Below are 25,836 nucleotides of genomic sequence, written 5' to 3'. Positions count from 1 at the left end.
GGCTTGAAGACCGCATATCTGTTCCGAAACGGAACAGATTCGGCGAGGCGGGTTTACCCGATATTTCTGGCGAAGTGCCGCGTCACATACCTTCGTGACCTTCCTGTGAGCCGCGCCACGTGGCGGATTCAAGGAGTGAACTTCTCACCATGAAACCGAAGGTAGACAACCGCATGCGACCCTTTCCCTATGCTTCTCAAAGAACGACAGACGATGCGCAACTGGACCGGCTGGAACGCGCCCTGATCGCGGGCAAGCTCGACCGGCGAGGCTTCATCCGTGCCGCCGCTGCGGCCGGGCTTGCCACCACGGGGCTGGCAGCGCTCGCCGACGAACTGGACGCCGTGCGCGAGAACCAGGCCAAGCGATCGGCTTCCTTGCAACAGGCCTACGACTACATCGTGGTTGGAACGGGTAGTGCGGGTTCAGCACTTGTTGGACGCTTGGCCGCGAAGACAAGCGCCAGCATCCTCATGATCGAGGCTGGTGATTGGGACACGGCGCCATCCGTGATGGACCCGGGCCTCTGGTTCACGAATCTGGGCACGGAACGAGATTGGCAAGACGTGGCGCTTCCGGCGCCAAGCACGAACAACCGGGCGATCCCCGAACACATGGGCAAGGTGGTGGGCGGCGGGAGCAGCATCAATGCCACCATCTGGGCGCGCCCCTTCAAGAATGACCTCGCGCACTGGGCCGAACAGAGTGGGGACGCCGCCTGGGGCTATGAGCACGGTCTCTCCATCTACCGGCGCATGGAAAACTGGCAGGGCAAGCCCGATGCGCATTACCGCGGCAAGGGCGGCCCGGTGTGGTGCCAACCTGCACACGATCCGCACCCCGCTGCGTTGGCTATGCTGGCTGCCTGCCGCTCGTTGGGCATGCCGGTACTGGACGACCTGAACGGCGCACGCGAGGTAGGCGATGGCGGTTTCGCGCTGATGAACCAGATCATTCGCGACGGGCGGCGCCAAAGCATGGCGCGGTCTTATCTTTATCCGGTTCTCGCGCGCAAGAACGTCACGGTGCTAGTGAAGTCGCAGGTTGACCGACTGGTCTTCTCCGGCACTCGGGTCACTGGCGTCGAAGTCCGCCGCGGCGACGGGGCGCCCATTCGCATCCAGGCGAAGTCCGAAGTCATCCTCAGTTCGGGCGGCATCAACACGCCCAAGCTGCTGATGCTCAGCGGGATTGGCGATGAGGCACAACTGCGCACGCATGGCATCAAGACGCTCGTTCATGCCCCAGAGGTTGGGCAAAACTTCCAGGACCATATATTGCACGGCGGTTGCATCTGGGAGCCGAACGAGCACGTGCCCCATCGCAACAGTGCTGCGAACGCGTCGGGCTTCATCAAGAGCCAGAAGGATCTGCAGACCCCGGACTTGAACCTGGTGCAGATCGAATTGCCGTACGCGAGCGAGGTCGTGGCAAAGCAGTATTCACCACCGCCCACCAGCTGGGCGCTGTGTGCTGGGCTGACGGCGCCCAAGAGCCGTGGCGAAGTCAGGCTTCGGTCGCCCAATCCCGCCGATCGACCGCTGGTGGACGCGCGATTCCTCAGCCACCCCGACGACGTCAAGGCGCTTGCCTACGGGATCGAGGTTTGCCGCGAGATCGGCAATTCGCCGGCGATGCGCAACTTCGCCAAGCGCGAGGTCGCTCCGGGAAAGAAGCTCACGGGTCAGGCAATGGACGACTTCGTGAGAGACGGCGCAACGACCTATTTCCACCAGGTTGGTACATGCCGCATGGGCAAGGACGCAAGGGCCGTCGTCGACGCCAAGCTGCGAGTCAATGGTGTGCACAACCTGCGCATTGCAGACAGCTCCATCATGCCGCGCATCCCCGGCGTCGCGACGATGGCGACCTGCGCGCTCATCGGCGAGCGCATGGCAGAGATCCTCAGCAAGAGCGCGTGAACTCGTCGGACACATTGCTCGCCCCCTCATTTCATTCTCCGAAATCCAGATCTGGAACGCACATCATGGAATCCGAACTTCTCATCGACAACCTGAAAAGCGAAGCCGAAGGCGGCGCCACCTTCGAGCGTCATCACCCCACCAGCGGAGACGTCGTGACGCGCGCTGCTGCCGGTAGCGTGGACGATGCCATCCGGGCCGCCGAGTCGGCCAGCACCGCCTTCAAGACGTGGCGTCACGCGCCGCCTTCCGAGCGTCGTCGGATTCTCCTCAAGGCGGCAGACGCGCTGGAAGCCCGCACGCAGGAGTTCATCGAAACGATGGCGGCCGAGGTCAGCTCGCCCGCCCTGTGGGCCGGCTTCAATGTCGTCCTTGCGGCCAACCTGTTTCGCGAGGCCGCGTCACTGACCACACAGATCCAGGGCGAGACGATCCCCACCGACAAGCCCGGAGCAATGTCCATGACGGTGCGCCAACCGGTCGGTGTCGTGCTGAGCATCGTCCCCTGGAACGGCCCTGTGGTGTTGGCCGCGCGAGCGATTGCGTACCCGCTGATGTGCGGCAACACAGTCGTGTTTCGCGCGTCCGAAGCCAGCCCGCGGACCCACATGCTCGTCGCGGAGGCCTTGATGGATGCTGGGCTGCCGGCCGGCGTGCTCAACTTCCTGACCAACGACCCGAAGGATGCTCCCGAGGTGATCGACGCACTGATTGCTCACAAGGCCGTCCGACGCATCAACTTCACTGGCTCCACTCGCGTGGGACGCATCATCGCGCAGAAGGCAGCAGTACACCTGAAGCGGTGCCTGCTGGAACTGGGCGGGAAATCTCCCTTGGTGGTGCTCAAGGACGCCAACGTGGATGAGGCAGTCAAGGCCGCCGTCTTCGGCTCGTTCCTCTACCAGGGACAGATCTGCATGTCGACCGAGCGCATCATCGTCGACGAAGCGATTGCCAACGAGTTCGTTTCAAAGTTTGCGGCGCGTGCGAGGGACCTCGTTGCCGGCGACCCGATGAAGAACCCGCAATGCGTGATCGGTCCGATGGTGTCGAAACAGTCGGGACCTCGACTCAATGCGTTGATCGACGATGCGCTCTCCAAAGGCGCCAAGCTCGCCTGCGGTGGTCATGCCGATGGCGCGTCCATGCCCGCGACGATCGTCGACCACGTCACCAGCGACATGGCGATCTACGACGAGGAGACCTTTGGTCCCATCACCACAGTGGTCAGGGTCAATGGCGATCATGAAGCCGTCAGCGTGGCGAACGATACGGCGTACGGGCTCTCCGCGGGGGTGTTCTGCAAGGACGTGATGCGAGCTCTGGACGTCGCCCTCCAAATCGACACCGGGGCATGCCACGTGAACGGATCCACGGTTCAGAACGAGGCGCAGGCGCCCTACGGTGGGACGAAGAACAGCGGCTACGGCCGCTTCGATGGCCGAGCCGTGATCGATGAATTCACCGAGCTGAAATGGATCACGATCGAGCCTTCGGTACAGCAGTATCCGATCTAGCGACCGCGCTCCGACCGGGCCATCTCGCCAAGGCGCTGGCCCGGTTGCAGCAGCTCTCGCTGACGCCGAGGGCAACGAAACAGTCGTGCGACCTGCGCTCCTACCGGGGTGCACCAGCTTTAGTAGGCAGCCCTCCGCCTCCAGGAACCCGCTCGGCCAATGCCGCTGCCATGCGCGTGCGTCTGGCGATGGCGATGGCGACATGCTTCGCTTCTTCAATATCTTCAGCTGAGACAAGAATGACCCAAATACATCCTGCGCGTCGCGTCGTCGAACATCAAGCCGAGGGCCTCGGTCTTCGTCTGGCATCCACCGTCGCCGCGGCAGCTGCGGCTCTCATGGCCGCTTCCTGCGGCGGTGGGCATGGCAACGGTGGGGGCGGGTTAGTCAATGGCGGGACGCTGCCAACATCGACGAGCGAGAAGGTCTCATGCGAGAGTCTCGCAAGCACCAAGCTCGCCGGCGGAACGGTCAAGTCTGCTGTTGCCATTCCTGCCGGCGACTTCACCCCACCCGGTCAGCCGGCGCCAGTGACTGGATTGCCGGCCTTTTGCAGAGTCACCATGACGATGCAACCCAGCGCTGACTCGAACGTCAACGTCGAGCTGTGGCTCCCCCGCCAGAACTGGAACGGCCGCTTCCTTGGCACGGGCAACGGCGGCGGGGCGGGATCCATCGCATACAACACCGGAATTGCAGAGGGCCTGAAGCGCGGCTTCGCGGCCGCCAACACGGATCTCGGCACCGCACCGGACCCAAACCAGCTCGTTGATCATCCCGAGCGTTGGCGTGACTTCGGATACCGCGCCAACCACGAGATGACGCTCGCCGGGAAGGCACTGACGACCGCCTACTACCAATCGCCGCCCAAGACCTCCTACTTTTCGGGATGCTCCACGGGCGGCCAGCAAGCGCTGACGATAGCCCAGCGTTACCCCGAGGACTACAACGGAATCCTCGCAGGGGCGCCCGCGAACAACCGCACCCATCTTCACACCATATTCCTGAGCAATCTGCAAACGCTAAACGCCCCTGGTGCAAAGCTCTCGCAGGCAAAGCTCGACATGATCACCAGCAAGGTTCTCGCCGCTTGCGTCGGAACCGACGGCGGCGCGCCGACAGACAAATTCCTCACGGATCCGCGACGTTGCACCTTCGATCCGGAAACCCTGCCGAAGTGCAGCGGCACCGAGACGGACGCGTGTCTCACTAAACCGCAACTCACGGCCCTGAAGAGCGCCTGGAATGGCCCGGTCAATCCTCGTACCAACGAACGAATCTTTTCGGGCCTGGTTCTCGGATCGGAAAGCGCAGTCTTCGGACTTGCGTTCCAGGGCGACACCGTTTCATGGCCACTGCAACAGCTTTACATGTTCAAGTGGGCTCTGGGAACTGACTGGCAATACACCAACTTCGACTTCGACAAGGACATGGACAAGGTCGACTCCGTGCTGGCCCCCATCCTGAATGCCAACGACGCGAACCTGTCGCGCTTCAAGTCATTGGGAGGCAAGTTGATGATGTACAACGGGACAGCCGATCCGGGTGTTCCGTTCTCCAGCCCCATCGAATACTACGAGCGCGTGGTGCAAGCCCAAAGCGGCTCGCTGGCCGATACCCAAGGCTTCTTCCGTTTCTACCAAGTCCCCGGAATGGGACATTGCAGCAGCATTACGGGAGGGGCCGGCTTGGGAGATTTTGGTCAGGCTTACTCATCGTTCGTCCCCAAGGACAAGGAGCACGACGTGATCCTGAAGCTCGTCGATTGGGTGGAGAACAACAGCGCTCCGGACAGCGTGATTGCCACGCGGTACTCGGATCCAGCGGGGAGTGCGATCGCGATGGAGCGTCCCATCTGCACGTATCCAGCGATCCCGAAATATCTGGGCGGCGACGCCTCAAAGGCGACCAGCTTTGCCTGTATCGAGGCGCCTCGCAACGGTGTCCCTGTACCCGCGCCCAGATACTTGAATTGATTGATTCCTCAAATACTGTCTGGGTGTTGTTTGGATGACCCGTGCACCGGATCTTCTGCGCTCAGGGCATGCCGCTCCCTTCGCGATGCAATCCATTCCGGGTCGACCTCAAGACCGCGGCAATGGATTGCGGCTGAGCAGGGCGAGGGTTTCTGGGTCCAGTGCCATCGTTGTTCCTTGAAGTGCGTGCGAGGTTCACTCGCACCGGCGCAATCCGTAGCGAAGCAAGCGGCGGGGCGCCGGCGCGCTTGTCGTACTAGGGCAACTGCATGAGATAGCTACGGATGTCGGCCCAGATCTTGTCGTCGATGGGCGTTGGATACATCTTCGGCATGGAGCCTCGCGGTTCCATCAATTGCCGCGTGATGTCTTCCTGCGTCATTCGCTTTGAGATGCCTTGCAGGGCAGGACCGAGCGCTCCCTCACCACGCATACCATGGCACACGCTGCAATAGCGTTGGTAGGCCTTCTTGCCTTTGGCCAGGTCCGGCTCCCCAGGCGCTGCCGCCGGCTCGCTTGCCGTCGGCGCGGCAGGCTGCTGGGCTTCGGCCTGGGGGAGCATGACAAGGCTGGCAGCAAGTGCCGCCGCGACCAGGTTGCGCGGCATCATGGCGCCGCCAGTCCGAACACGACCAGGCTCGGATTGCCGTCCCCACCGAAGGTCAGCCGCGAGATGTTGCCGGTGGTGATGGCAACGTACTGCGTGCCCTTCTGGGAGTAGGTGATGACGCCGCCGCCCAAGGCACCGTCCATCTGCCTGGACATCAGGACGTCTCCGGTCGCGCTGTCCAGCGCCAGGAAGGCGCCCCGGCTGTCGCCTGCAAAAGTTACACCGCCGGCAGTAGGCGTCACTGCCGCGACCACGGGTGCTTCCGTGTGGTACTTCCACTTGACGGCACCGGTGTCGGCGTCGACAGCAGTAATCCATCCGGTGGCCTTTTCGCCCGGCACCGGCACGACCTTGCCGCCATAGCGCAGTTGTCCGCGTACGAAATCAGGGTCGGTTTGCGTGGCGATGAAGCACCAGTCGACGGCACCGACCGTCAGCTGATTCATGCTGACGTCATAGGCGGGGCCATTCCATTCCACGCCTCCGATATTGCCCGGGCAATGCTTGGAGCCAGCCCGGGTCGGTGCCGGGTCTTGCTTGAACTGCGTCGTGACGGCAGTCTTGAAAATCGTCTTGTGCGTCTGGCGATCAACCGCGTGGATATAGCCATCCTTGCCCGCGACCGCAGCAATCTCGCGACGGCCGGCATTCGTCTGATACAGCACGGCAGCGGATACCAGGTCGTAGTCCCAAGGGTCGTTCTTGGCCGCTTGATACCACCACTTCAGGCCTCCAGTCCGGGCGTCCAGCGCCACCAACGAGTTCGTGAAGAGGTTGTCGCCCGGCCGAAGGTCGGCACGGAAGTCCTGTGCAGGGTTGCCCACGCTGACAAAGAGTTCGCCCTCGCGTACATCGAGCGAGAAGGCGCCCCAGATACCGCCGCCGCCGATCTGGGCCGAGGCCTTGTTCTTCCAGGTCTCGGCACCCACGTCCTTGCCACGTGGAATGGTGTTGAAACGCCAGAGTTCCCGGCCTGTCTTCGCATCGATGGCGAGCACTCGACCGCGAATACCCCAATCGCTGCCGGCGACACCCATGTAGACGACACCCTGCCAGGCCAGCGGTGCGGCGGAGGCGAATTCGCCATAGGAGGTATCGGTGATCTGGTTGTCCCAGACCACGTTGCCGTTCTTCGCGTCATAGGCCAGAAGATGGCCGTCGGGCGTACCTCGGATGATCATTCCGTCGGAATATGTCGCGCCGCGATTGACCACGAAGGGCATGTGCGCGACTGGCTTGCGAGTGGCCTTCCAGATCTGCTTGCAGTTGGTCGGGTCAACGGCGAAGGTATCCAGCGCGGTCGTGACGAAGATCGTCCCGTCCACAAGGATTGGACCGCTTTGAAGCGAGCCGCCATCGGAGAGTTCGATCCTGCAAACCTCCTTGAGGTTCGCTACGTTCTTCGTGTTGATCTGTTTGAGCGCCGAGAAGCGCTGGCCGGCATAGTCCTGGTTGAAGGACTGCCAGCCGATGTCGGATTGGTCAGGGTCTTCGGCGAGCCCATTCGCGGCGTACGCTGATGTCATGAGACCCGCGCAAAGAATGGCAGCCAGTCCTGTGTGACGCAGTGCGCTGTTCGTAGTGGTGTTCATTTGTCTCCTTGGTGTATTGATCAATGCGGCGGCCGAGGGTCAGGACTGAAAGACCCGGCCCCCGTGGTTTGTCCTCGTCTGCGGTTGTGGCGGTGTGGTGTCCCGCTGTGGACATTGCCAATGCCGTGCCAGCATTGCTCCCCGTGAAGAATCAACGACTTACACGTCCGCTTGCTGTCGCATGACATGACCTTGCGACACTGAACTGTCGCAAGAGGATGGCCTTGCGACACTTGTTGTGCTGGGGCAGAGGCACGGCGAGCATGGTCGCGTCTACCTTCGAGCCACACAGGAATCACGTCGTTCTCTGCGGCAGTTCGCACGACCTATGCCGCGTTTCGGGGGCAGCGCTTACCCGGAGGTGTTCGTTCTCATCCCACCGCACCGCGCCAGATTGTTGGCAGCGATGCAGGCGTGCCTTGGCGCCTACGAATAGCGCGACGCCCTCATGCCCGTAGCCCGACGCCTCGACTGCATGGCGAGAGCGCCTGCGGTAACCCCAACTGGCCCGGGGCGTTGCACGGGCATGGGCCCCATCGCGTCTGTGGCTTTGTCGCGATCAACGGTGGCCCCATACCCGCGGGTATCCGACCGACCCTCGCATATCGGTACGAACAACCGTCGCGCATCGGCATTGCGTGGTATTTCGGGCTGCCAGGCGGGCGGTGCGACTCTTTCCGCCTTTCGGGCCATATCAAGGCTTCAGCGATGTGACACCAACCAAGGCCTGAAAAGTCTGGTGAGCTGAGGCGCCACGATCCATGTCATCACCCCCACGACGGCGAGCGTCAGGATGACTGTGCGGGGCAGCAGCGCCCACGACTTCAACAAGTCCCCTGTCAGCAGGAACAGCACATACACCGTCGGGAAAATCCCCAACCAAGTCACCACCGCTACTTTCCATCGGGGCGGACTTAAAGGTCGGGTTTGGTACCACAGCCCCAAGCCAGACATCGGTTTGAAACTGGGCTCGCCTTCGATGAACGGCGCTAGCGCAGCCATCCCTTGCCTGCGCTCTGAAGAATGCTGCCACGAGTTCAGGTTGGACTGCTGGTCGAATGCCAGCACGACGTGATACATCGTGTCCTCGACTTCCGGGTCGTCACCGGGATGAACCAGTTGTGCGCCCAAATAGCCCGGCGCGCGGGCCGCGGCGTCCATCAACGTCTTGGTCACTTGTTCATAGTCTGCTTCGCAGCCCGTCTTGACGTTGCGGCTGATCAGGACTGTCACGGCATGCTCGCTCAAGATCTACTTCCTCGGGTACGTTTCCGCCTCAGCTCGACGCTGCGGGCCTTGTCTTGCTGCAAATCATTGCGTCAAGGCACCAAGCACGGCAAGACTCATCGCCTTGATGCCCGTCTTCAACGATGGCTCCGGAACCGGTGCGAAGTAGGGTGAGTGATTAATAGGCAGCGGCTTGCCGCCGGGCTGGCGCGATGCGTCCACGTCCTTCGGATCCAGTACCCCAATGAAGAAGAACATGGACGGCACGCCCGCACTCACGAACTCGGCGAAGTCGTCGGTTGGCGTGGCCGGCGGCATGCGTTTGACCCTTGTGGGATCGAATGCCGTCTTCAACAGTGCTTCGGTGCGGTTCACTATGGCGGCGTCGTTCACGACAGAGTCAACGCCCGGGATGATTTTCACCTCGGGCTCGGGGGCTGCTGCAAGGAGCGCAGTTGCCTTCGCGGCGCGCCGGATGCCGTCGTGCATCCTGTTGCGAACGGTCTTGTCCAGGCTGCGAATGGTCCCGCGAAGGTCGACAGCGTCCGGAATGATGTTGCCGGCCGTCCCTCCCTGAATGGAGCCAACGGTGAAAACGCCGAACTGGAAGGGGTCCTTTTCACGACTGACCACGCTTTGAACGTCGACGACAAAGCGCGAGGCCATCAGCACCGGATCGATCGACTTGTCGGGCGCGGAGCCATGCGCACCGCGGCCGAAAAACCGGGCCTCGAATGCGTCGCTTCCCGTGAGCACCGGACCGGAGTTGAGGCCGATCTCTCCGGCTGCCATCGGCCAGGCGTGAAGCGCGAATGCCACATCCGGCTTGCCGAAACGCGTGAAGAGGCCGTCCGCCAGCATCGGCTTCGCGCCGCTGAGAGTTTCTTCGGCGGGCTGCGCGATGAACATCAGCGTGCCCTTCCAACGGTCCTTCAACGCGACGAGCGTCTTCGCGGTGCCTACCCACGCTGCCATATGCAGATCGTGGCCGCAGGAATGTGCGACGTACGTCTCCTTGCCGTTGTAGTTCGTCTTGATCTTGCTCGCGTAGGGGAGGCCGGTCTTCTCTTCCATCGGCAGTGCATCGAGCTCGGTGCGAACCATGATCGTCGGGCCGGTCCCGTTGCGCAGCATTGCGACGATGCCGGTCTTTCCAATGCCTTCTGTTACCTCGAAGCCGAGTTCGCGCATCGCCACAGCCAGCTTCTTGGCGGTATTGACTTCTTCCATCGCCAGTTCGGGATGGGCGTGGATGTCCTTGTAGATGGCTTCGACGCCCGCATAGTCCGTGGTGATCAGCTTCTCGACATCCGTTGCGAAGCGCGCTGCGCCACCTGGCGCCTGCGCGGAGGCGATCGACGAAACCACGGCAAGCGCGAGCGACACAACTCCGCGGCAGAAAGGTGCAACGCGAAGGCGTCGAGTGGAGGAACAATGGGTCACGCTGCGTGTCTCCTGACGGTGTGATTGATTGCGCTACCCGTGACATTGCGGGCAGCCGCGTGACGAGCTGACGCCGCAATTGCTGCACGCCCTGCAAGCCAAAAATGGGAAGCGAACCTGACGCAACTGGCGAGCGCTCGGGGCGTAGGTCCGATTTGCATCCATGTCGCTGGGATCGGGAATCTCAGCGCGTCGCTAACGACGCGATGGCCCAGATCATCATTCGCTCGATGACATCCGCCAATAGAAATCGACGAATACACCGCATAGATATTGGGAATGGCGAATGGCGGATGGCGATCGCCTGCAGCGGATGGCTGCTTTGGTGCCTTCTCTTCGATCAGGTACCCGGTGACGCTTGTAGAACCAACAAGCTCGGGACAAAGTATTCGGGTGTCGCGCCGGCGACTCGGGGATTGCATCGGCGCCCTCGCTACCCATTGGCGAAGCGTCCCATCGCGCGCGACAATGCGCGCGCCTGCGCTGCGAGGAATCGGGCGCGAAGAAGCTTTGGTTCGGAGGAAGACGGACGATTTCGTGGCGCCGCCGCGCGCGACTTGTTCCGCGCACTTTCGCGGCAGTTGAATGGATCAGGTGCGCTCTCACAAACGAGGAGACAGCATGCAAGCCTTTCACGTCGGGGTCCACCGTTGGCGTTTCGCCGTTGTGCTGGCCATCGCTTCAGCGATGGCCAGTGCGCAGAGCGTGAGCGACCTTCAACGGGACACTTCCACCCCTGGCGATGTGCTGACATACGGGCTGGGCTGGAGCCAGCAGCGACACACGACGCTGAGCGCCATCACGCCCGGCAACGTGAAGGGACTGGTCCCGGTTTGGAACCTGAGTCTGGACAACTCGGCCAATGCTTCGAGCCAGCCGCTGATCGTCAATGGCGTGATGTACGTCGCCACCCACTCGCACACGCTGGCAGTTGATCCGGTAAGCGGGCGGCAGTTGTGGAAGGTGCCCGTCGAGCTTCCGGCAGACATCAACGGCTACCTGTGCTGCGGCATCCAGAGCCGCGGGCTGGCGGTGCTCGACGGCGTGCTCTACCGCACGACGCTGGATGCCCAAGTGGTCGCGCTGTCGATGAAGGACGGCAAGCAGGTCTGGAAGATGAAGGCCGCCGATTACAAGCAGGGTTACAGCATGACCCACGCGCCGCTGATCGCTGGCGGCGTACTGATCACTGGTATCTCAGGTGGGGAATACGGTACGCGCGGCTTCCTCGACGGCTGGGATCTGAAGACCGGCGAGCGCAAGTGGCACAGGTGGACCACAGCCACCGGCAGCGAGCCCGGCGCCGACACCTGGAAGCCCGGCATGGCCGAGACCGGTGGCGGACCGACCTGGCTGACCGGCACCTACGATCCGGACCTCGACCTGGTCTACTGGGGCGTGGGCAACGGCTCGCCCTGGAACGCGGCCATGCGGGGCACGGACACGCTATATGTCGGCTCGGTGCTCGCTCTGCGGCCGAGTACAGGCGAGGTCGTGTGGCACTTCCAGTTCAGCCCCGGCGACCCGTATGACTACGACGGCACCAACGAGCTGGTGCTGGCGGACTTGCCGGGCACCGGCAGCGGCAAGGTGCTGATGCAAGCCAACCGCAATGGCTTCTTCTACGTGCTCGACCGCACCAACGGAAAGATGCTGTCGGCCAAGCAGTTCGCGCGCACAGTCAACTGGGCCACCGGTATCGACCCGGTGAGTGGCCGGCCGATCGACACCCCCATGACGGCCAACGTGCGCAAGACCGCCATTGGCGCCGCTGCGGTCGAGGTCTGGCCGAGTGCCTACGGCGGCAAGAATTGGATGCCGATGAGCTACGACCCCGGCCGCAAGCTCGCGTTCTTCAACACCATCGACTTGGGCATGAAGATCAAGTACGTCGAGCAGAAGCGGCCGGGAGGTCCCAACTGGTGGCTCGGTCTTGAGCTCGAAGGCTTCGTCGGCCCACCTGACGGAAACCGCGGCGCGCTGGTCGCTTGGGATCCGGTTGCGAACAAGAAGGTGTGGGAGGTGCTGTTGAAGTCGCCCAACTGGGCGGGCGTGCTGACGACCGCCAGCGGGGTGGTGTTCACCGGGACGCAGACCGGCCAGTTCAAGGCCTACGACGCGAAGGACGGCAAGGAGTTGTGGAGCTTCCAGACCGGCAGCGGCATCACCGGTCTCCCCATCGCGTGGGAAAAAGATGGACGCACCTACATCACGATCATGTCAGGCGCGGCCACCGTCTATGGCGCGCTGGCGGGCGATCCCGAACTGGCCAACGTGCCGGCTGGCAGTTCACTGTGGACCTTCGCGCTGCCACGATGAAGGAACATGCGAGCGCCCTGATTCGAGCCGCGGTGCTGGCCGTCGCTCTGGGCGCGGCCAGCCACGTCCGGGCGCAGGACGCGCCCGTGCCCCCCACACCCGAGGCTGGCCGCAAGGCGTATACGAGCTACTGCGTGCGCTGCCACGGCATTAACCTGGCCGTGAGCAGCAGCGCCTTCTATGACCTGCGAACCTTTCCTAAGGACGACAAGACTCGCTTCGTCGAGTCGGTGACGCAGGGCAAGCGCGCCATGCCGGCGTGGGGCGGCATCCTGAAACCGGGCGAACTTGAGGCGATCTGGGCCTATGTGGGCAGTGTCAACGGATGGTAGGAGTGTCCGCTGCTGCGTTTGCAAAAGTGCGCCACTGGGCGTGCCATGCAGTCAAGAATCCTCGTCGTGGGATCTCGCTTTTTCTTCGGACCTCGCACCGAAAGGTCGCGATCAAAGGCGCATTGCAGGAAAGACTGGTCGCGTGAGGCGTCGGCCTGAGTGTCGATCGAAATAGAGAAGGATCGCTTGGTCCGCCGCCCCACGCATCAGTCAGCCGTCAACCACTCTGCGTTGGCAAACGCCTTCGATACGTGGTCGATGAGCAGCCGCACCTTGGGTGCCACGAACTTGCGGCTGGGGTAGAGCGCAAAGATGCCGAGTTCGATCGAACGAAAGCGCGGCAACAACTCCACCAGAGTCCCTGCGGCAATGTGCTCGCTGACCAGGAACGTCGGCTGCAGGATGATTCCGCCTCCGCTCAGGGCTGCGGTGATGCAGGTGTCGCCGTTGTTGCTTCGAAGCTTGGGCGCGACCTTGACGCTGACGGAACCGTCTGGCCCTTCGAAGCTCCATTGATCGCCCATCGCCAGCAGCGTGTAGGCGATGACGTCGTGCTCGCGCAGCGCCGCAGGATCCCGCGGCTTGCCTCGTCGCCGCAGGTAACGGGGTGACGCGCACAAGACCAAGCGGGTGGATGCGATTTTCCGCGAGATCAGCGAGGAGTCGGGCAATCGCGCAATGCGTATGGCCAGGTCGAAGCCTTCATCCACCAGGTCGACCGCGCGATCCGACAGGTTCACGTCGAGAAAAACTTGGGGATGAGCGGTCATGAAGCTCGCCCACAACTGCGCCAAATGCTTGACACCAAAGCTCAGGGGCACGCTGATCTTCAACAGGCCGCTGGCGCTGCCGGCCCGGGTGGAGATTTCAGCCTCCGACGCTTCGATGCTCAACAGAATTTCGCGGCACCGCGAATAGAAAACCTCACCTTCTTCGGTAAGCGACAGCTTGCGGGTTGTGCGATGCAAAAGCCGGACGCCGAGCCTTTGCTCCAACTCTGAGACATAGCGCGAGACGGCTGCCTTCGAGGCGGGCAACGAGGCCGCCGCAGCAACGAAGCTGCCGGCGTCGACCACCGCGCTGAAGACGCGCATCTCCTGGAACTTGTCCATTGATCCGATTTTCTGAACTGTCTATCTTGAAAGAGGAAGTTTATCTCGCTCTTTTTAATCAATACAGTCCGTTCATTGCTGCCGCATTCGCTGGCAGCAACGTGAACCTCTCAGGAGAAATGAATGAAGGTATTGGTAATCGGCGCCGGCAACATGGGTGCCGGCTTCGTCAAGCAATTTGCCGCGGCGGGCCATCAGGTGACAGTGACTGCGCGTGATGCCGCCAAGGCGCAAGCCCTCGCCAATCAATACGGGGCAGAGGCCGTGCCGAGCGCAGGTGCCGCGAATGACCGGGACGTCATCGTGGTGGCCACTGGCTTCGCCGACGCAGTGACCGCACTGCAAGGTGTTGGCGATCTGGCTGGAAAGACCGTGGTGGACATCACCAATCCGCTGTCGGCCGACTTCATGAGCCTGACCGTCGGCCACACCACGAGCGCTGCGGAAACCATCGCCGCCGCCATCCCCGCCGCGCACGTGGTGAAGGCTTTCAACACCGTCTTTGCCCAGGTGCTGGCTGCAGGGCCGGAGTTGAGCGGTCAGAAGGTGCCGGTATTGGTTGCTTCGGACGACAAGACCGCCAAGGAAGCGGTCAAGGCACTTGCACAAAGCGTCGGATTCGACGTCATCGATACGGGCGGCCTGAGCAATGCCCGTTACCTGGAGCCGCTCGCCGGTCTGAACATCTACTTGGGCTACGGCGCCGGTCTGGGCACCAGCATCGCACCCACCTGGATTCGCAACAGCTAACACGAAGAGATCAGGAATGACTCAATCAAATTCTTTCCTTCGGCGTTTGCTCGCCACCAAAGCAGGCTGGGGCACGTTGGCCTTGCGCCTGACGGCGGGCATCATCTTTGCCGCGCACGGTTCACAAAAGCTTTTCGGCTGGTTCGGTGGCTATGGCCTGGAAGGCACCGGCCAGTGGATGCAATCGATCGGCCTGGCGCCGGGTTACCTGATGGCGTTGCTTGCCGGGGCCGCCGAGTTCTTCGGCGGGTTGGCTTTGATCGTTGGGCTGCTGGTCCGGCCGGCTGCGGTGTCGTTGGCATTCGCGATGCTTGTGGCGATCTTCAGCGTGCACATCGGCAAGGGCTTGTTCGTGGCGCAGAACGGCTATGAGTTCGCTCTGGCGTTGCTCGGTGTTGCTCTGGCGCTCGCCGTCAGTGGCGGCGGCCGTGGCTCGATTGACCGTGCCATCACGCAAGGAGCCTGACTGCGGCTGTGCCGTGGAGACCCATCTCATGACAACCCTGCCCACCTTGTTCATCTCGCACGGCGCGCCGACGTTCGCGCTGGAGCCCGGGCTCGCCGGGGCCCAACTTCGCGCCCTCGGCGAGGCGCTTGGCAAGCCCCGTGCGATCGTCGTGGTGTCACCGCACTGGATGACACGCGGCGTCGAAGTCGGCGCAGCCGCGCAGCCGGAGACAGTTCATGATTTCGGCGGATTTTCCCCAGCGCTGTATCAAATGCGCTATCCCGCGCCTGGCGCGCCTGAAGTGGCGCACCGTGTCGCCGCGGTACTGGGTGACGCTGGCATCGAGGCCTCGCTTGCCGAGCGACAAGGCCTTGACCACGGCGCCTGGGTACCGCTGCTGCACCTATACCCCGATGCAGATGTGCCCGTGATACAGGTCTCGCTGCCCGCGGGTCTGGACGGCAACGAAGCGTACGCGCTTGGGGCAGCACTGGCACCCCTGGCGGAGGAGGGAGTGCTCGTGATCGGCTCCGGCAGCCTTACGCACAACCTCTACGAATTTCGCGCAGGGACCGCAAGCGAGGCGGCATACGCACGGGAGTTTTCACTCTGGATCCGGCAGCGCGTCCTGTCCGATGATCGCGAAGGGTTGATCCACGCACTCGAGCGTGCACCGCACGCCCAGCGCGCTCATCCGACGGCCGAGCACTTCCTGCCTCTGCTGGTTGCGCTTGGAGCAGCACGCCATACATTGCCGGCGACTGTGCTCGACGGTGGCATCCGCCACGGCGTCTTGGCCATGGAGTCTTACGTGTTAGGGCGAGAGCTTGTGCTCGAAGCCAGCGAGGCAATCGCATGACCGATGTATCGATCGTCGTCGCCCGGCCTCAGAACGCGGCCCATCTTGTGCTGTTGTTCCATGGCGTTGGTTCTTCCGCCGGCAACCTGGTGCCGCTTGCTGAATTGATCGTGAAGGCTCGTCCCGACGCGATGGTGGTCAGCGTCGATGGGCCGCATCCGACGGGGCCGGGTGCAGGTCGCCAATGGTTCTCGGTGGCGGGCGTGACGGAGCACAACCGGCCCGAGCGCGTCGAGCAAGCTCTACCCCTGTTTCGCGACACGATCGCGCGATGGCAACTCGCGAGCGGCCTCGGTGCAGACAACACCACGCTCATCGGCTTCTCGCAGGGCGGGATCATGGCGCTCGAAGCCACGCAAGCGGGCGATACGCAGGCCCTGTGCGTCATCGCTCTCGCCGGTCGCTTCGCTCAGCCTGTGCGGCGCGCGCCGCCGGACGTGCGCTATCACCTAATCCATGGCGCGGACGACCCGGTCATCCGAGCCGCATTCAGCCTGGAGGTCGCGCCCGTGTTGCAGCAGCTCGGCGCCGAAGTCACCCTGGATGTGCTTCCCGGCCTTGGGCATGGCATCGACATGCGCGTTGCGAAGTTGGTGACCGGCTACCTTGCGTAGCCTGAAGATCTGGCCCGTTGTCCCATGGATCAGGGCGAGGAGGGCTAGCAAGGGTTCAATCAACGACTCAACCGAAGTTGAGGCAACTCGATGTTGCGCCAGGCGCCATTCGGAGGCTTGGCACGGTCGATCAAATACCGTGCAGAGGGGTTGCATCTCAGGCTGAGTGGCAGGTTTTTTGAACTCAGACGAGGCCTCGGCTCTTGGACCAGGTCGAAACTTGGGGATGCGCAAATAGTTCTATCGCGATAAGTCTTCTTATCACGATAGCAATGTTGCTGGCTCAGGCTGAATCACGCCAGGGCAATAGGGCAGGGGAGGCGGCCGGGAAAACCGGATTTTCAGAGTTTCTCGCAACTGGAAGTGCTGCGTGCCCTGGTGCGAAAGCCTGCCCCGCGCACATCGGTGGTCTAGTACCTCGGCCTGCGAGTGCGTCACTCCGTTGGACTCGACGATCTGGACTTAGAGCGCGTGCGCTGCGAAGCATTGCTTGGCACCGCCGACGTGGACCATTTCTCGACATTTGCGGAGCAGGAAATCTTGGCTCAAAGGGTCTCATCCTTAGCGAAAGCCCCCTTGGCCGCGTCTGGCGCATTGCAACTCCACCCGAAACGGTCGTCCGCGACCTCCAGGCGCATGCACCCCGCTCCGATCCATGAAGCCCTCACCGTTTGGGGCGCGCTTTCGGACCGGCGGGCGCACCCGTGTTCGCACAGGCGGTTTACTCGTATGATTTCAGTGCAATACATATGGTGTTTGATGCAATTGCAGCAATTGGGCACCATAATTCCCTGTTATCGACCCCAATCGGAGGCTGTCGATGAACCCTGATCCAGCCGGCGTCCGAGCGACGCCGCCGAGGTCCCCGACCGCCGTGACGCGACGCCGCGGCCCGCGCGGGGTGCAGGCCGAGGAGGTCGCGCAAGCGGCCGACGCGCTGCTCGCGCGGGGCCTGAAACCCACCATCGAGCGGCTGCGCGTCGAACTGGGCGGCGGCTCGCCCAACACCATCAGCCCGCTGCTGGATGCGTGGTTCGTGGATTTATCCGCGCGCGTGGCCGGCGTGGCGACACCCGTGCAAGACGACCTGCCACCCGATCTGCGCAGCGCTTGGCAGCAGGCCAAGGAATCGGCACGAGCGCTGGCCCAGGAGGCCGTGCGCGAAGCGCGCCTGGCGCTGGAGGAGGGGAGGGCCGAACTGCTGGCGGGCCAGGCCGCGCTCGCGCAGCGCGAGGCGCAAGTCGCCATTGCACAGGCGGCGCTCGAGCGGGCGCTTGCCGAATCGCGCGAAGCCTGCGCCACGTTGCGCGCGGATTTCACGGCCGCCCAGCAGGAACTGGCGGAGCTGCGCCATCGGTCCACGAAAGAGGCGGAGAGCCTGCGCGCGGAGGTCGAAAGACTTCGGCAGGCCAGCGACGCGCTGCGCGGCGAGCAGGCCCGACTGCTCGAGACCCGTGAGGCCGCCTGGCGGCAGGAGCGTGAGACTTTGCGGGCGCGTGAGGCTGCGCACGAAAAACACTTTTTGGCGGAGGTGGATCGGGCGCGTCAAGGCGCCAAGTCGCTCGAGGCGCAGGTGGCCAAGGAGGTCAAGCGGCGCACGCAGCTCGAGGACGCGTCTGCTACCGAGCGGGCGTCATTATCTGCAGCCTTGCAGGAGGCGAGGAGGGTGGAGCGCGAGCTGCGCCAGGAACTGCAGGAGAGGGTGGCGGAGCTATCCAGCGCGCAGGCGCATGGCCATGCGCTAGAGGAGAAGCTGGGCGCAGCGAGCCAGCAGTTGACCGACGAAAAGGCCGCGCATCGTGCGGCGCGCACGGCCTTGGCACAAGCCATTGCGGCGGTAAGTCAGAAGCTCAACAAGCGACCCGCAAAGCGCGGCCCGCGGGCTGCATGAACGCTACCGAGGCGCAGGAAGCCTCAACGTGCAGATGCTGCACTCCGGTCACCGATCGGCTTCCTCGGAACGTGACGACGCTGCACCGTAATGGCGATAGCCGGCCGGCCGTACACACTCAAAGGTTGCGCCGGCCCAATGAAATTTGCGGTTCCGGACGCATTCCGACGATGCAACCTAGGCTCGCGCTCGCCGATCGAGTTTCAAGGGAACAGAAGCTGAAGCTCAGCACTGAATTTCTTGGCCAGGAGTCGGTACCCGGCTGGAGAGGGGTGAATCTCGTTCTCCCAATGTCCTTGTTTACCCGTCGATCCTTCTGGGGCTGGCGTCAGGGTGCCTTGCGTCTTGACGACATGCATCCCTGAAATCTTCGTGGATATGTCGCAGATCAGGTCGGACAGGCGACCGAGCAACTCGTCCGCAAGGGGGCACCAATCCGACGAAGGGACGCTGTAGGCAGTCAGCGCCTTGTAAAGCCAGGGGCCACTCGGACCCGCCGGCGCGTTGCGGGGTGTTGCCAAATCGTACGTGTGGGTGATGATGGGTGTCGCCTTGTTGAGCTTTGAAGCGTGACGCATCCGATCGAGGTCCTGGTAGAGGGCCATGGCGTATTTCTCGAACGCGGTCCAGCCGAGCTCACTGATATACCGAGACGGTGAAGTGCTGTCACCCCACTCAACGGCAGTCGCAAGCAATCGCCTTTCCTGGGGCTCTGAAGCCTTGGCTGAGAGCGCGTGAATGACGTCATTTCCCAGGCCAGAAATGAGTATCCCGTCCCACTGGTACTCCATGGCGCCGCACAGCAGCTGCTGAAACACCGGGTCAGACATTCGGTCAAGCATCTTCTCGAGGGTGAATCCGGGGTCCGCACAATTCACCACCCCGGCGCGCTTGTCCAGACCCGAGGGATAAAGAAGATTCGTGGTCGCAGAGAACGGTAGTGCTCCAATCGAGAACCATGAGTCCCCCTGAGCCAAGAACTGTTTGTAGAACGGGGCTCCAGGTATCGAGCCCTGGTTCAGGCTGCTGGGCTGGATCAAGGCAAATGGAGTGGTCACAAGGGTCCTTTCTGGATGAAGGTTTTGAACACGGCGGGACGACACCCGGATTGGAATGGATGTTGGCGCCGGCCCAAAAAATGAACCACCGGGTGGTCAATATCGAATCGGCGCCGACAGTCACTGCGGGCCTCGGGGCGAAGTAGCTACGCTGCCGTCTTCGCCCCGACAAAAGAGCCAAGGCCGCAATCTAGAGCCACATGCGAATTCCTGCCGCCCCACCGTCCTCGCTGATGTAGAGGTCGTACACCTGCCCAGCATCTTGCTCCGAGAGCAAGCCCATCGCCTGACGCACCATGTACGCGACGATCCGCTCGCGACTCTTGTCGGCCGCGGTATGGGCGAGATACTTTGTGGAAGCAAAGAGCTTGGCAGCCGACTCTGGCGGAATCTTTCCGTTGAGCAAAGTCGAGATCGCTTCTCCGGTGTCGGTGATCTGCTGATGACCACCCGGAAAAAGGGTTGGCGCCAGTCGCTGCAACTCGTTCTTGATGACGTCTGCGGGCGGCTTCGGCTTGAACAATCCAAACATGTTTGAGTACTTCCTTTTTGTGGGGGCGGCGAAACTTAGCTTTTCGACATCAGGTCGGCAAGATGTGAAATCCACTACTGCACTCCCCGCCCCGCCAAGTCGCTACGCAACAGTGGGCTGCAAAAATTCTGTTGTAGCGATTCGGCGCGCTCCGACCGATTACTGGGCAACAGGTCTGCGTTCGAGCTGGCTTTCGGGCTGAGGCCAGGGCCCCTTTGCTGCGCTTAGGCAATTCGTTGATGAATCGCCCAACCTTGCGTATCCCCTCTGTAGAGGTTCCTTTTGTCCCTGCAGCAGGGCCAATCGTTCGAACATCTGCACTCCGTCAGGATCGTCCTTTGTCAGCTGACTCAACAGTTTGGCCGCCTGGCTCAGATATTGGCGGCCCAGCTCTCGATATGCGCTGTAGACCACCGGCGAAGAGTCGTACGTTGTGGTCCAGGTTTTATGCTGGGGAAACCCTTGGCACGGCCCCTTTTCCATGTCCCAGCGAATGAGAAGGTACTGAAGGGATTCGCAGTTCAGCAGCGACGAATCATTCCTTTGGGCTGCACTCGTCTCAGCCGCGATTCGAGCCGGTTCGCCAGGCACAGAGCAGCTCGTAACGGTCCAACGCTTCACCTCGTTGTCAGGCGGGCCTGCCAAACCGTCTTCCGGTAGCCCCTTGTTCGTCTGGGCAGACAAAACCCGCTCCACATCGATTGCTGGCTTCACAATCAGTAGACGAATGTCGTTTTTCATTTTCAAGTTGCTGCATGGCTGAGAAATATCCTCTGGCTTGCTCAAGCGAATGCAACCCAGAAGCACTGGAAACGACAGGCGCCAGTCGCGTACCGAGTAGCCGCCTCGCTTGCCCGGAGGTTCACCAGCGTCTTCGTCGCGTTCAGGCTTGATCATCCCGCAATGGGTATCGAACTCACTCAGGCCGGGTACATGCATCGTCATCTTTGAGCCGGGGCCGGCACCCATGTGTAAAGTCTCTGGCTTGAAGTTGCTTAACCTGTTCTTGAAGCCGCACAAGTCCTCGAAGAGTCCATCGATGTCCTGACCTGCGTCCGAAACGACGATCGTTTTCACCCCTCGCCGAATCAATGCAAACAAGCCGAAATTTTCCGAGTTGCCGCCGTCGATGAGCCTGATGAAGGCAATCCGCTCCCGCTCCAGCATGACCTCATCTCCCCTGTGCTTGCCCATGCCTTCGTTGGCGAATGCGTCCGCATAGTTCAGCGGAAATGGCAGAACCTTATGAACACTGCGGCGCCCATCACTAACGTTGTAGTTGGCGATGTCACTCCCCCAATCCAAGTTCGCAAAGCGGATGCCAACTCCAATGACTCCCTTCGTAGGGCCGGAAACCACGAACTGATTGGCGTCAAGGAACGCTGCAGAGGCTGCTACGGAGTCCAGAACGTTCATGTTGTGCAACGAGGCTGGCGCCGACACAACTCCCCATCGGCTCGACCCGTGGGACACGGCGGTCATCTCGAACAAATCCCGACTGTCGACGTCCTTGTTCGATGGAGCCCACCAGCTACGCACACTCCTGGACCTTGCCGCGGTGGCATTGATGATCCAGAAGGGCAATGGTTTACTAGTTCCCTTAGCCTTGTGAAGGCCTGCTAGCAATTCTGGATAGGTCATTGCCTGCGGGCTGGCGAGGAACACGCCTCTGTGGCAATCCATCGCATAGAGATTGGATCCTTCAGTGCACCCCACCGGCTTGTTGAAGCCAGTCTGCCCATCGTTGATGCCTGCCTGTCCATCGGGAGCCAACTCCTGCACGTTCGCAACCGTTGTGCCATACGCCATTCCAATGCCTCGTCGGTACGTGTGGGCGGCTTGCGAAATGTTGAGTCCCCAATCGAACAACCCGCCAGAGATGAGATTCACAGGAATGAGAGCTATGGTCCCTAGGAGAGGCCGAGGGCCCATGCTGCCCCAAAGGCCGCGGTCAGTGATGTTGGAGCACCTGCCCGGATAGAGAACGTCCTGCTGGCACCTCAAAAAGGCTTGGTAGCGGTTTGAAGGCAACCCATTCACGGACGCGCTGCCCATGGGCAGCAGGCTGAGTCCCTCGCAGATGCCGTGGCCTTCGATCTTCTTGCGCACTCCTCCGGTCAATCGCGCCTCTTTGGGAACCTGTATGCAATCCCGAAACAGCGCCGCAGTGGAGGTGTCCTGTTCCAATTCGTGCTGCGGACGATCGCGCACCATCGGAAAAATCCGATGTGAGTAGTAGAAATAGGCCGCATAGGATCCGCCCGACACCGAGCTGATGTAGTCGGCGGTATCCAACATCCCGTGGTCGGCCAACCCCGCCAAAACGCCGACGCCGAAGGCGGAGGCTTTACTGCCTCCTCCCGACAACGCGATGCCAAGGGCGGGGCGGCGGTCTCCGTTCTTCGCGGAGGTCGGCAAGAAAGGCTCTTCGAGAACGCGGCGCACCTTTTGCTCGTACGGCAGATCAACCTTAACGGCCGGCGTCGCGTCATTGGGACGGCTCACGCAAACGTCATCTTTGCTGAAGCCCAGCCCCTGAACAACTTGACCAGGTTCGGTTGACTGCTGCTTCCCCTGTGTTGCGTCACCGCGGTTGCGGACTTCAGCCAACTCAAGGTTTCCATCAGTGCAAAACGCCAAGGGGAAAGCCACGTTGCGCTCAGCTTCAGACGGCTGAAAGCTGATGACTTGGCATCCCATGAGGGACGTTGCGCAAACCAACGTCCAGAACGTGCTTACGACGGCTCGCATGCTCCACCTCCAGTTTTTCTTGTGGGCCGAGGCACGGGGCTCGGGCGCCAGAAACCTGGTCGTCGGCAGTGAGCGCCGCGGAGGGCGAATGTACGCCTGCGGGAGGTGGCTGTCCAATCACCTTGGCCACCGTCAACGTGAGTTGGAGATGCTCGAGCGAAAGGCTGAGCACACGAGTGGAAAGAGCCGGCCGCGCAAATCTGAACACGCTGCAAAGTGGATAGGCTGCTCCCATGGGCGAGGACAGAGCCCGGATGACAGGAGCAGACGACATGAGCAAAAGACCCCGCCGCAATCACTCAGCGGCATTCAAGGCCAAGGTGGCGATCGAGGCGCTGGCCGATGGCAAGACGATAGCCGAGGTGGCGCTCAAGCACGACGTCCACCCCAATCAGGTGACGGAGTGGCGACGGCAGTTGATCGAGCGTGCCGCGGGCGTCTTCGGGGGCGCGGCGGCGCCTGAGACGCCGCCAGTAGACCTGAAGGAACTGCACGCCAAGATCGGGCAGTTGACGCTGGAGAAGGATTTTTTGCAAGGCGCGCTCAGCAAGGCCGGCTTGCTGAGCGCAAAGCGATGATCGAGCGCGGACATGAGCTGCCGATCAAGCGCCAGGCCGAGCTGCTGGGCATCAGCCGGGGGACGGTGTATTACCAGCCCGAGCCGATTTCCGACAGCGAGCTGGCGTTGATGCGTCGCATCGATGAGCTGCATCTGGAGCACCCCTTCGCCGGCAGTCGCATGCTGCGCGATCTGCTGCGCCTGCGGGGCATCGATGTGGGGCGGCGGCACGTGGGCACGTTGATGCAACGCATGGGCATCCAGGCGCTGTACCGCAAGCCCAACACGAGCAAGACGCATCCATCGCATCCGGTGTTCCCATACCTGTTGCGCACATCGACCGTCGAGCGGGCCAACCAGGCTTGGGCCCTGGACATCACCTACATCCCGATGGCGCGCGGCTGGGTGTACCTGGTGGCGGTGCTGGATTGGGCGAGCCGCAGGGTGCTGGCTCATCGCGTGTCGATCACGATGGAGGCAGACTTCTGCGTGGAGGCGCTGCGCGAGGCGGCAACCCGTTGGGGCACGCCGGAGATCGTCAACACTGATCAAGGCAGTCAATTCAGCAGCGCCGATTTTGTTGCCGAGGTGAAGCGCATTGGCGCGCGCCAGAGCATGGACGGCAAGGGGTGCTGGCGGGACAACGTCTTCGTCGAGCGGTTGTGGAAGAGCGTGAAATACGAAGAGGTGTACCTGAAGGCCTACGACAGCGTCAGCGCCGCGCGCAAGCACCTGGCGGCTTACTTCGACTTCTACAACGCCCGCCGCCCGCATCAGTCTCACGACGGGCGAACGCCCGACATGGTCTACTTCACAACGCTGCCTGAAATGAAGGAGGCTGCCTGATGGGTTGAGCCATGAGTACATGGCTCAACCGGGGCGCCTCCGGCGGCCTGGCAGGGGCCTGCAGAGCCTGAAGATAGAAAAAATTAAACCGCAGCCAATCCACTTATCTCAGGCCGCTGCGTGTTCAGACGACCGGAGCCGGCTCTGAAGTCGATGCCCTTGATCATCACAATGGGCCTCAACACGGATCTGGCGCGTGGCTGGACAGCTTGGGGCAACGTGGGCCGCCACTGGGGTGGCCAGGGGTACAGGACCATCAACCTGAGGCTGGGCGCCAGGTACACGTGGTAGCTTTCGATCGACGCTCAACTTGTCGTCCGTCAATGCGGTCGAGGATGCTGGCGACTCGTACGCAGCTCGTCTGTAGACAACTTCATTCGGGCCGATTCCGACCTGTATTCGGCGTTGGAATGGGCGCCGGCTCTTCACTCCATCTGAGTGTCTGCGACGAACATCACAGCGTGAGTTCAACGAGCCAACGGCAGAGGACACCAACCGCTGCCGAGCCGCCGGACAGTGAGCGTCCGGCGGTCCCACCTTGCGCCTGCCGCGGCACCCTCAGAGGATGGCGTCCACCTATTTTTGGCGGACACCTATGCATCCCAATAGCTCCAATCGCCGGGTCCACAGCGCCGAGTTCAAGGCGCGGGTCTTGGCAGAGTGCCGGCAACCCGGCGCGTCGGTCTCGGCCGTGGCCATCGCACATGGCTTGAATGCCAACGTCGTGCGCAAATGGCTCACGGGCCGCGGCCTCAAGCGCATGAGCGCTGCGACGCCTGCGACCAATGGTGTGGCGCCTGCTCTGCAGTTCCTCCCTGTGGAGTTGCCGCGGTCTGAGTCCTTGGTCGCCGCCCCAACATCCCAGCCCGAGATCCGCATCGAGCTTCAGCGCGGCGGCCTGCACGTGAAGCTTGAGTGCGCTGCCAGCGCAGGCGCGCTGTACGCCGCGCAACTGCGCGCCTTGGCCGAAGCGCTGTGCGCCGCCTGAGGAGCCTGTCGTTGATCCGCATCGATTCGCTGTGGCTATGCACCCAGCCGCAAGACATGCGTGCCGGCGCCGACCGGTTGCTCAACATCGTCGTCAACACCGTCGGTTCGGCGCATGCGCACCACGGCTATCTGTTTGCCAACCTTCGCGCCTCGCGCATCAAGCTGCTCGTGCACGATGGATTCGGTGTGTGGTGCGCCACGCGCCGTCTGCACGCGGGTCGCTTCGTATGGTTGGAGCGTGCGCCAGGGCAGGCCGCAACGCTGCAGCTGACCGCGCAGCAGTTCGAAGCCTTGGCGGTTGGTCTGCCATGGCAACGCTTGGGCGAGCTCAGCGTCATCAGCCGAACTTGAGGGCTAGGCGATGACCGCCCCGCGCTGCCGTTGACATCGCATCTGCGGATGCGCAGCACGTCCCCACTCGTGCAACATACCGAGCATGCTCGGCGACACCGCTTCCCCCCGGATCGACATGGCGCAACTGCCGCCAG

21 protein-coding genes are annotated in these 25,836 nt (G+C 62.3%); 13 read left to right on the top strand and 8 right to left on the bottom strand.

Annotated elements, in window-relative coordinates; genetic code table 11:
* The first annotated feature begins 119 nt into the window (after positions 1-119).
* From WKW79_RS31935 to WKW79_RS31925, 3 genes are all read left to right on the top strand, one after another.
* A complete protein-coding gene (locus WKW79_RS31935; RefSeq protein ID WP_340339257.1) occupies positions 120-1,922 on the top strand; it encodes a GMC family oxidoreductase in 1,803 nt (600 codons plus the stop codon).
* Positions 1,923-1,987: 65 nt separating this feature from the next.
* Complete coding sequence (locus WKW79_RS31930; RefSeq protein WP_340339256.1) at positions 1,988-3,439, top strand: aldehyde dehydrogenase; 1,452 nt, start codon at positions 1,988-1,990, stop codon at positions 3,437-3,439.
* Between the two features lie 239 nt (positions 3,440-3,678).
* Positions 3,679-5,415: a tannase/feruloyl esterase family alpha/beta hydrolase gene (locus tag WKW79_RS31925; protein ID WP_340339255.1), complete on the top strand. Its 1,737-nt coding sequence runs from the start codon at positions 3,679-3,681 to the stop codon at positions 5,413-5,415.
* A gap of 256 nt (positions 5,416-5,671) precedes the next feature.
* On the opposite strand, the gene WKW79_RS31920 is transcribed toward WKW79_RS31925, so the two are convergent.
* From WKW79_RS31920 to WKW79_RS31905, 4 genes are all read right to left on the bottom strand, one after another.
* Positions 5,672-6,025, bottom strand: a complete 354-nt coding sequence (locus WKW79_RS31920) for a c-type cytochrome (protein WP_340339254.1) — start codon at positions 6,023-6,025, stop codon at positions 5,672-5,674.
* Positions 6,022-7,641: a pyrroloquinoline quinone-dependent dehydrogenase gene (locus WKW79_RS31915; RefSeq protein ID WP_340339253.1), complete on the bottom strand. Its 1,620-nt coding sequence runs from the start codon at positions 7,639-7,641 to the stop codon at positions 6,022-6,024. Before WKW79_RS31915 ends, WKW79_RS31920 begins: the two co-directional genes overlap by 4 nt.
* 678 nt (positions 7,642-8,319) lie before the next feature.
* Positions 8,320-8,865, bottom strand: coding sequence for an antibiotic biosynthesis monooxygenase (locus WKW79_RS31910; protein ID WP_340339252.1), 546 nt, complete (start codon positions 8,863-8,865; stop codon positions 8,320-8,322).
* A 63-nt stretch (positions 8,866-8,928) separates the two neighbouring features.
* Positions 8,929-10,287: an amidohydrolase gene (locus tag WKW79_RS31905; protein WP_340339251.1), complete on the bottom strand. Its 1,359-nt coding sequence runs from the start codon at positions 10,285-10,287 to the stop codon at positions 8,929-8,931.
* A gap of 621 nt (positions 10,288-10,908) precedes the next feature.
* On the opposite strand from WKW79_RS31905, the gene WKW79_RS31900 reads away from it, so the two are divergent.
* A complete protein-coding gene (locus WKW79_RS31900) occupies positions 10,909-12,606 on the top strand; it encodes a PQQ-dependent dehydrogenase, methanol/ethanol family (RefSeq protein ID WP_340339250.1) in 1,698 nt (565 codons plus the stop codon).
* Positions 12,603-12,938, top strand: a complete 336-nt coding sequence (locus WKW79_RS31895) for a c-type cytochrome (RefSeq protein ID WP_340339249.1) — start codon at positions 12,603-12,605, stop codon at positions 12,936-12,938. The genes WKW79_RS31900 and WKW79_RS31895 overlap by 4 nt, the downstream gene beginning before the upstream one ends.
* Before the next feature lie 206 nt (positions 12,939-13,144).
* Here the strand turns inward: WKW79_RS31895 and WKW79_RS31890 are convergent, their stop codons facing one another.
* On the bottom strand, positions 13,145-14,050 hold the full coding sequence (locus tag WKW79_RS31890; RefSeq protein WP_340339248.1) for a LysR family transcriptional regulator: 906 nt from the start codon (positions 14,048-14,050) through the stop codon (positions 13,145-13,147).
* A 123-nt stretch (positions 14,051-14,173) separates the two neighbouring features.
* Between WKW79_RS31890 and WKW79_RS31885 the strand changes: the two genes are divergently transcribed.
* The 5 genes from WKW79_RS31885 to WKW79_RS31865 all read left to right on the top strand — a co-directional run bounded on the left by WKW79_RS31885 (position 14,174) and on the right by WKW79_RS31865 (position 18,612).
* Positions 14,174-14,800, top strand: coding sequence for an NADPH-dependent F420 reductase (locus tag WKW79_RS31885; RefSeq protein ID WP_340339247.1), 627 nt, complete (start codon positions 14,174-14,176; stop codon positions 14,798-14,800).
* 46 nt (positions 14,801-14,846) lie between these two features.
* A complete protein-coding gene (locus tag WKW79_RS31880; RefSeq protein WP_340339246.1) occupies positions 14,847-15,266 on the top strand; it encodes a DoxX family protein in 420 nt (139 codons plus the stop codon).
* A gap of 28 nt (positions 15,267-15,294) precedes the next feature.
* On the top strand, positions 15,295-16,107 hold the full coding sequence (locus WKW79_RS31875; RefSeq protein ID WP_340339245.1) for a DODA-type extradiol aromatic ring-opening family dioxygenase: 813 nt from the start codon (positions 15,295-15,297) through the stop codon (positions 16,105-16,107).
* Positions 16,104-16,721: an esterase gene (gene ypfH / locus WKW79_RS31870; RefSeq protein WP_340339244.1), complete on the top strand. Its 618-nt coding sequence runs from the start codon at positions 16,104-16,106 to the stop codon at positions 16,719-16,721. The genes WKW79_RS31875 and ypfH overlap by 4 nt, the downstream gene beginning before the upstream one ends.
* An 820-nt stretch (positions 16,722-17,541) precedes the next feature.
* On the top strand, positions 17,542-18,612 hold the full coding sequence (locus WKW79_RS31865) for a DNA-binding protein (RefSeq protein ID WP_340339243.1): 1,071 nt from the start codon (positions 17,542-17,544) through the stop codon (positions 18,610-18,612).
* A 203-nt stretch (positions 18,613-18,815) separates the two neighbouring features.
* Here the strand turns inward: WKW79_RS31865 and WKW79_RS31860 are convergent, their stop codons facing one another.
* The 3 genes from WKW79_RS31860 to WKW79_RS31850 all read right to left on the bottom strand — a co-directional run bounded on the left by WKW79_RS31860 (position 18,816) and on the right by WKW79_RS31850 (position 22,953).
* A complete protein-coding gene (locus tag WKW79_RS31860) occupies positions 18,816-19,670 on the bottom strand; it encodes a hypothetical protein (protein ID WP_340339242.1) in 855 nt (284 codons plus the stop codon).
* 190 nt (positions 19,671-19,860) lie between these two features.
* Positions 19,861-20,202 carry a hypothetical protein gene (locus WKW79_RS31855; RefSeq protein WP_340339241.1) on the bottom strand — a complete coding sequence of 114 codons (342 nt, stop codon included), beginning with the start codon at positions 20,200-20,202 and terminating at the stop codon, positions 19,861-19,863.
* Between the two features lie 159 nt (positions 20,203-20,361).
* Positions 20,362-22,953: a patatin-like phospholipase family protein gene (locus tag WKW79_RS31850; RefSeq protein ID WP_340339240.1), complete on the bottom strand. Its 2,592-nt coding sequence runs from the start codon at positions 22,951-22,953 to the stop codon at positions 20,362-20,364.
* A gap of 272 nt (positions 22,954-23,225) precedes the next feature.
* Between WKW79_RS31850 and WKW79_RS31845 the strand changes: the two genes are divergently transcribed.
* From WKW79_RS31845 to tnpB, 3 genes are all read left to right on the top strand, one after another.
* Positions 23,226-24,358 (top strand): IS3 family transposase gene (locus WKW79_RS31845; RefSeq protein ID WP_422823996.1). Its coding sequence is split into 2 segments (ribosomal slippage): positions 23,226-23,478 and positions 23,478-24,358, totalling 1,134 coding nucleotides; the frame shifts between segments, so codons are not numbered across the junction.
* A gap of 565 nt (positions 24,359-24,923) precedes the next feature.
* The gene (tnpA, locus tag WKW79_RS31840; RefSeq protein ID WP_340339239.1) at positions 24,924-25,346 is read left to right on the top strand and encodes an IS66-like element accessory protein TnpA; all 423 of its coding nucleotides are present in this window, start codon (positions 24,924-24,926) and stop codon (positions 25,344-25,346) included.
* Between the two features lie 11 nt (positions 25,347-25,357).
* Entirely contained in the window at positions 25,358-25,699 is a 342-nt protein-coding gene (gene tnpB / locus WKW79_RS31835) for an IS66 family insertion sequence element accessory protein TnpB (protein ID WP_340339238.1), read from the top strand.
* The last annotated feature ends 137 nt before the right edge of the window (positions 25,700-25,836 follow it).

The sequence above is a fragment of the Variovorax robiniae genome, from assembly GCF_037889955.1.
GTDB lineage: Bacteria > Pseudomonadota > Gammaproteobacteria > Burkholderiales > Burkholderiaceae_C > Variovorax > Variovorax robiniae.
This window is presented reverse-complemented; position numbering and strand designations above follow the sequence as displayed.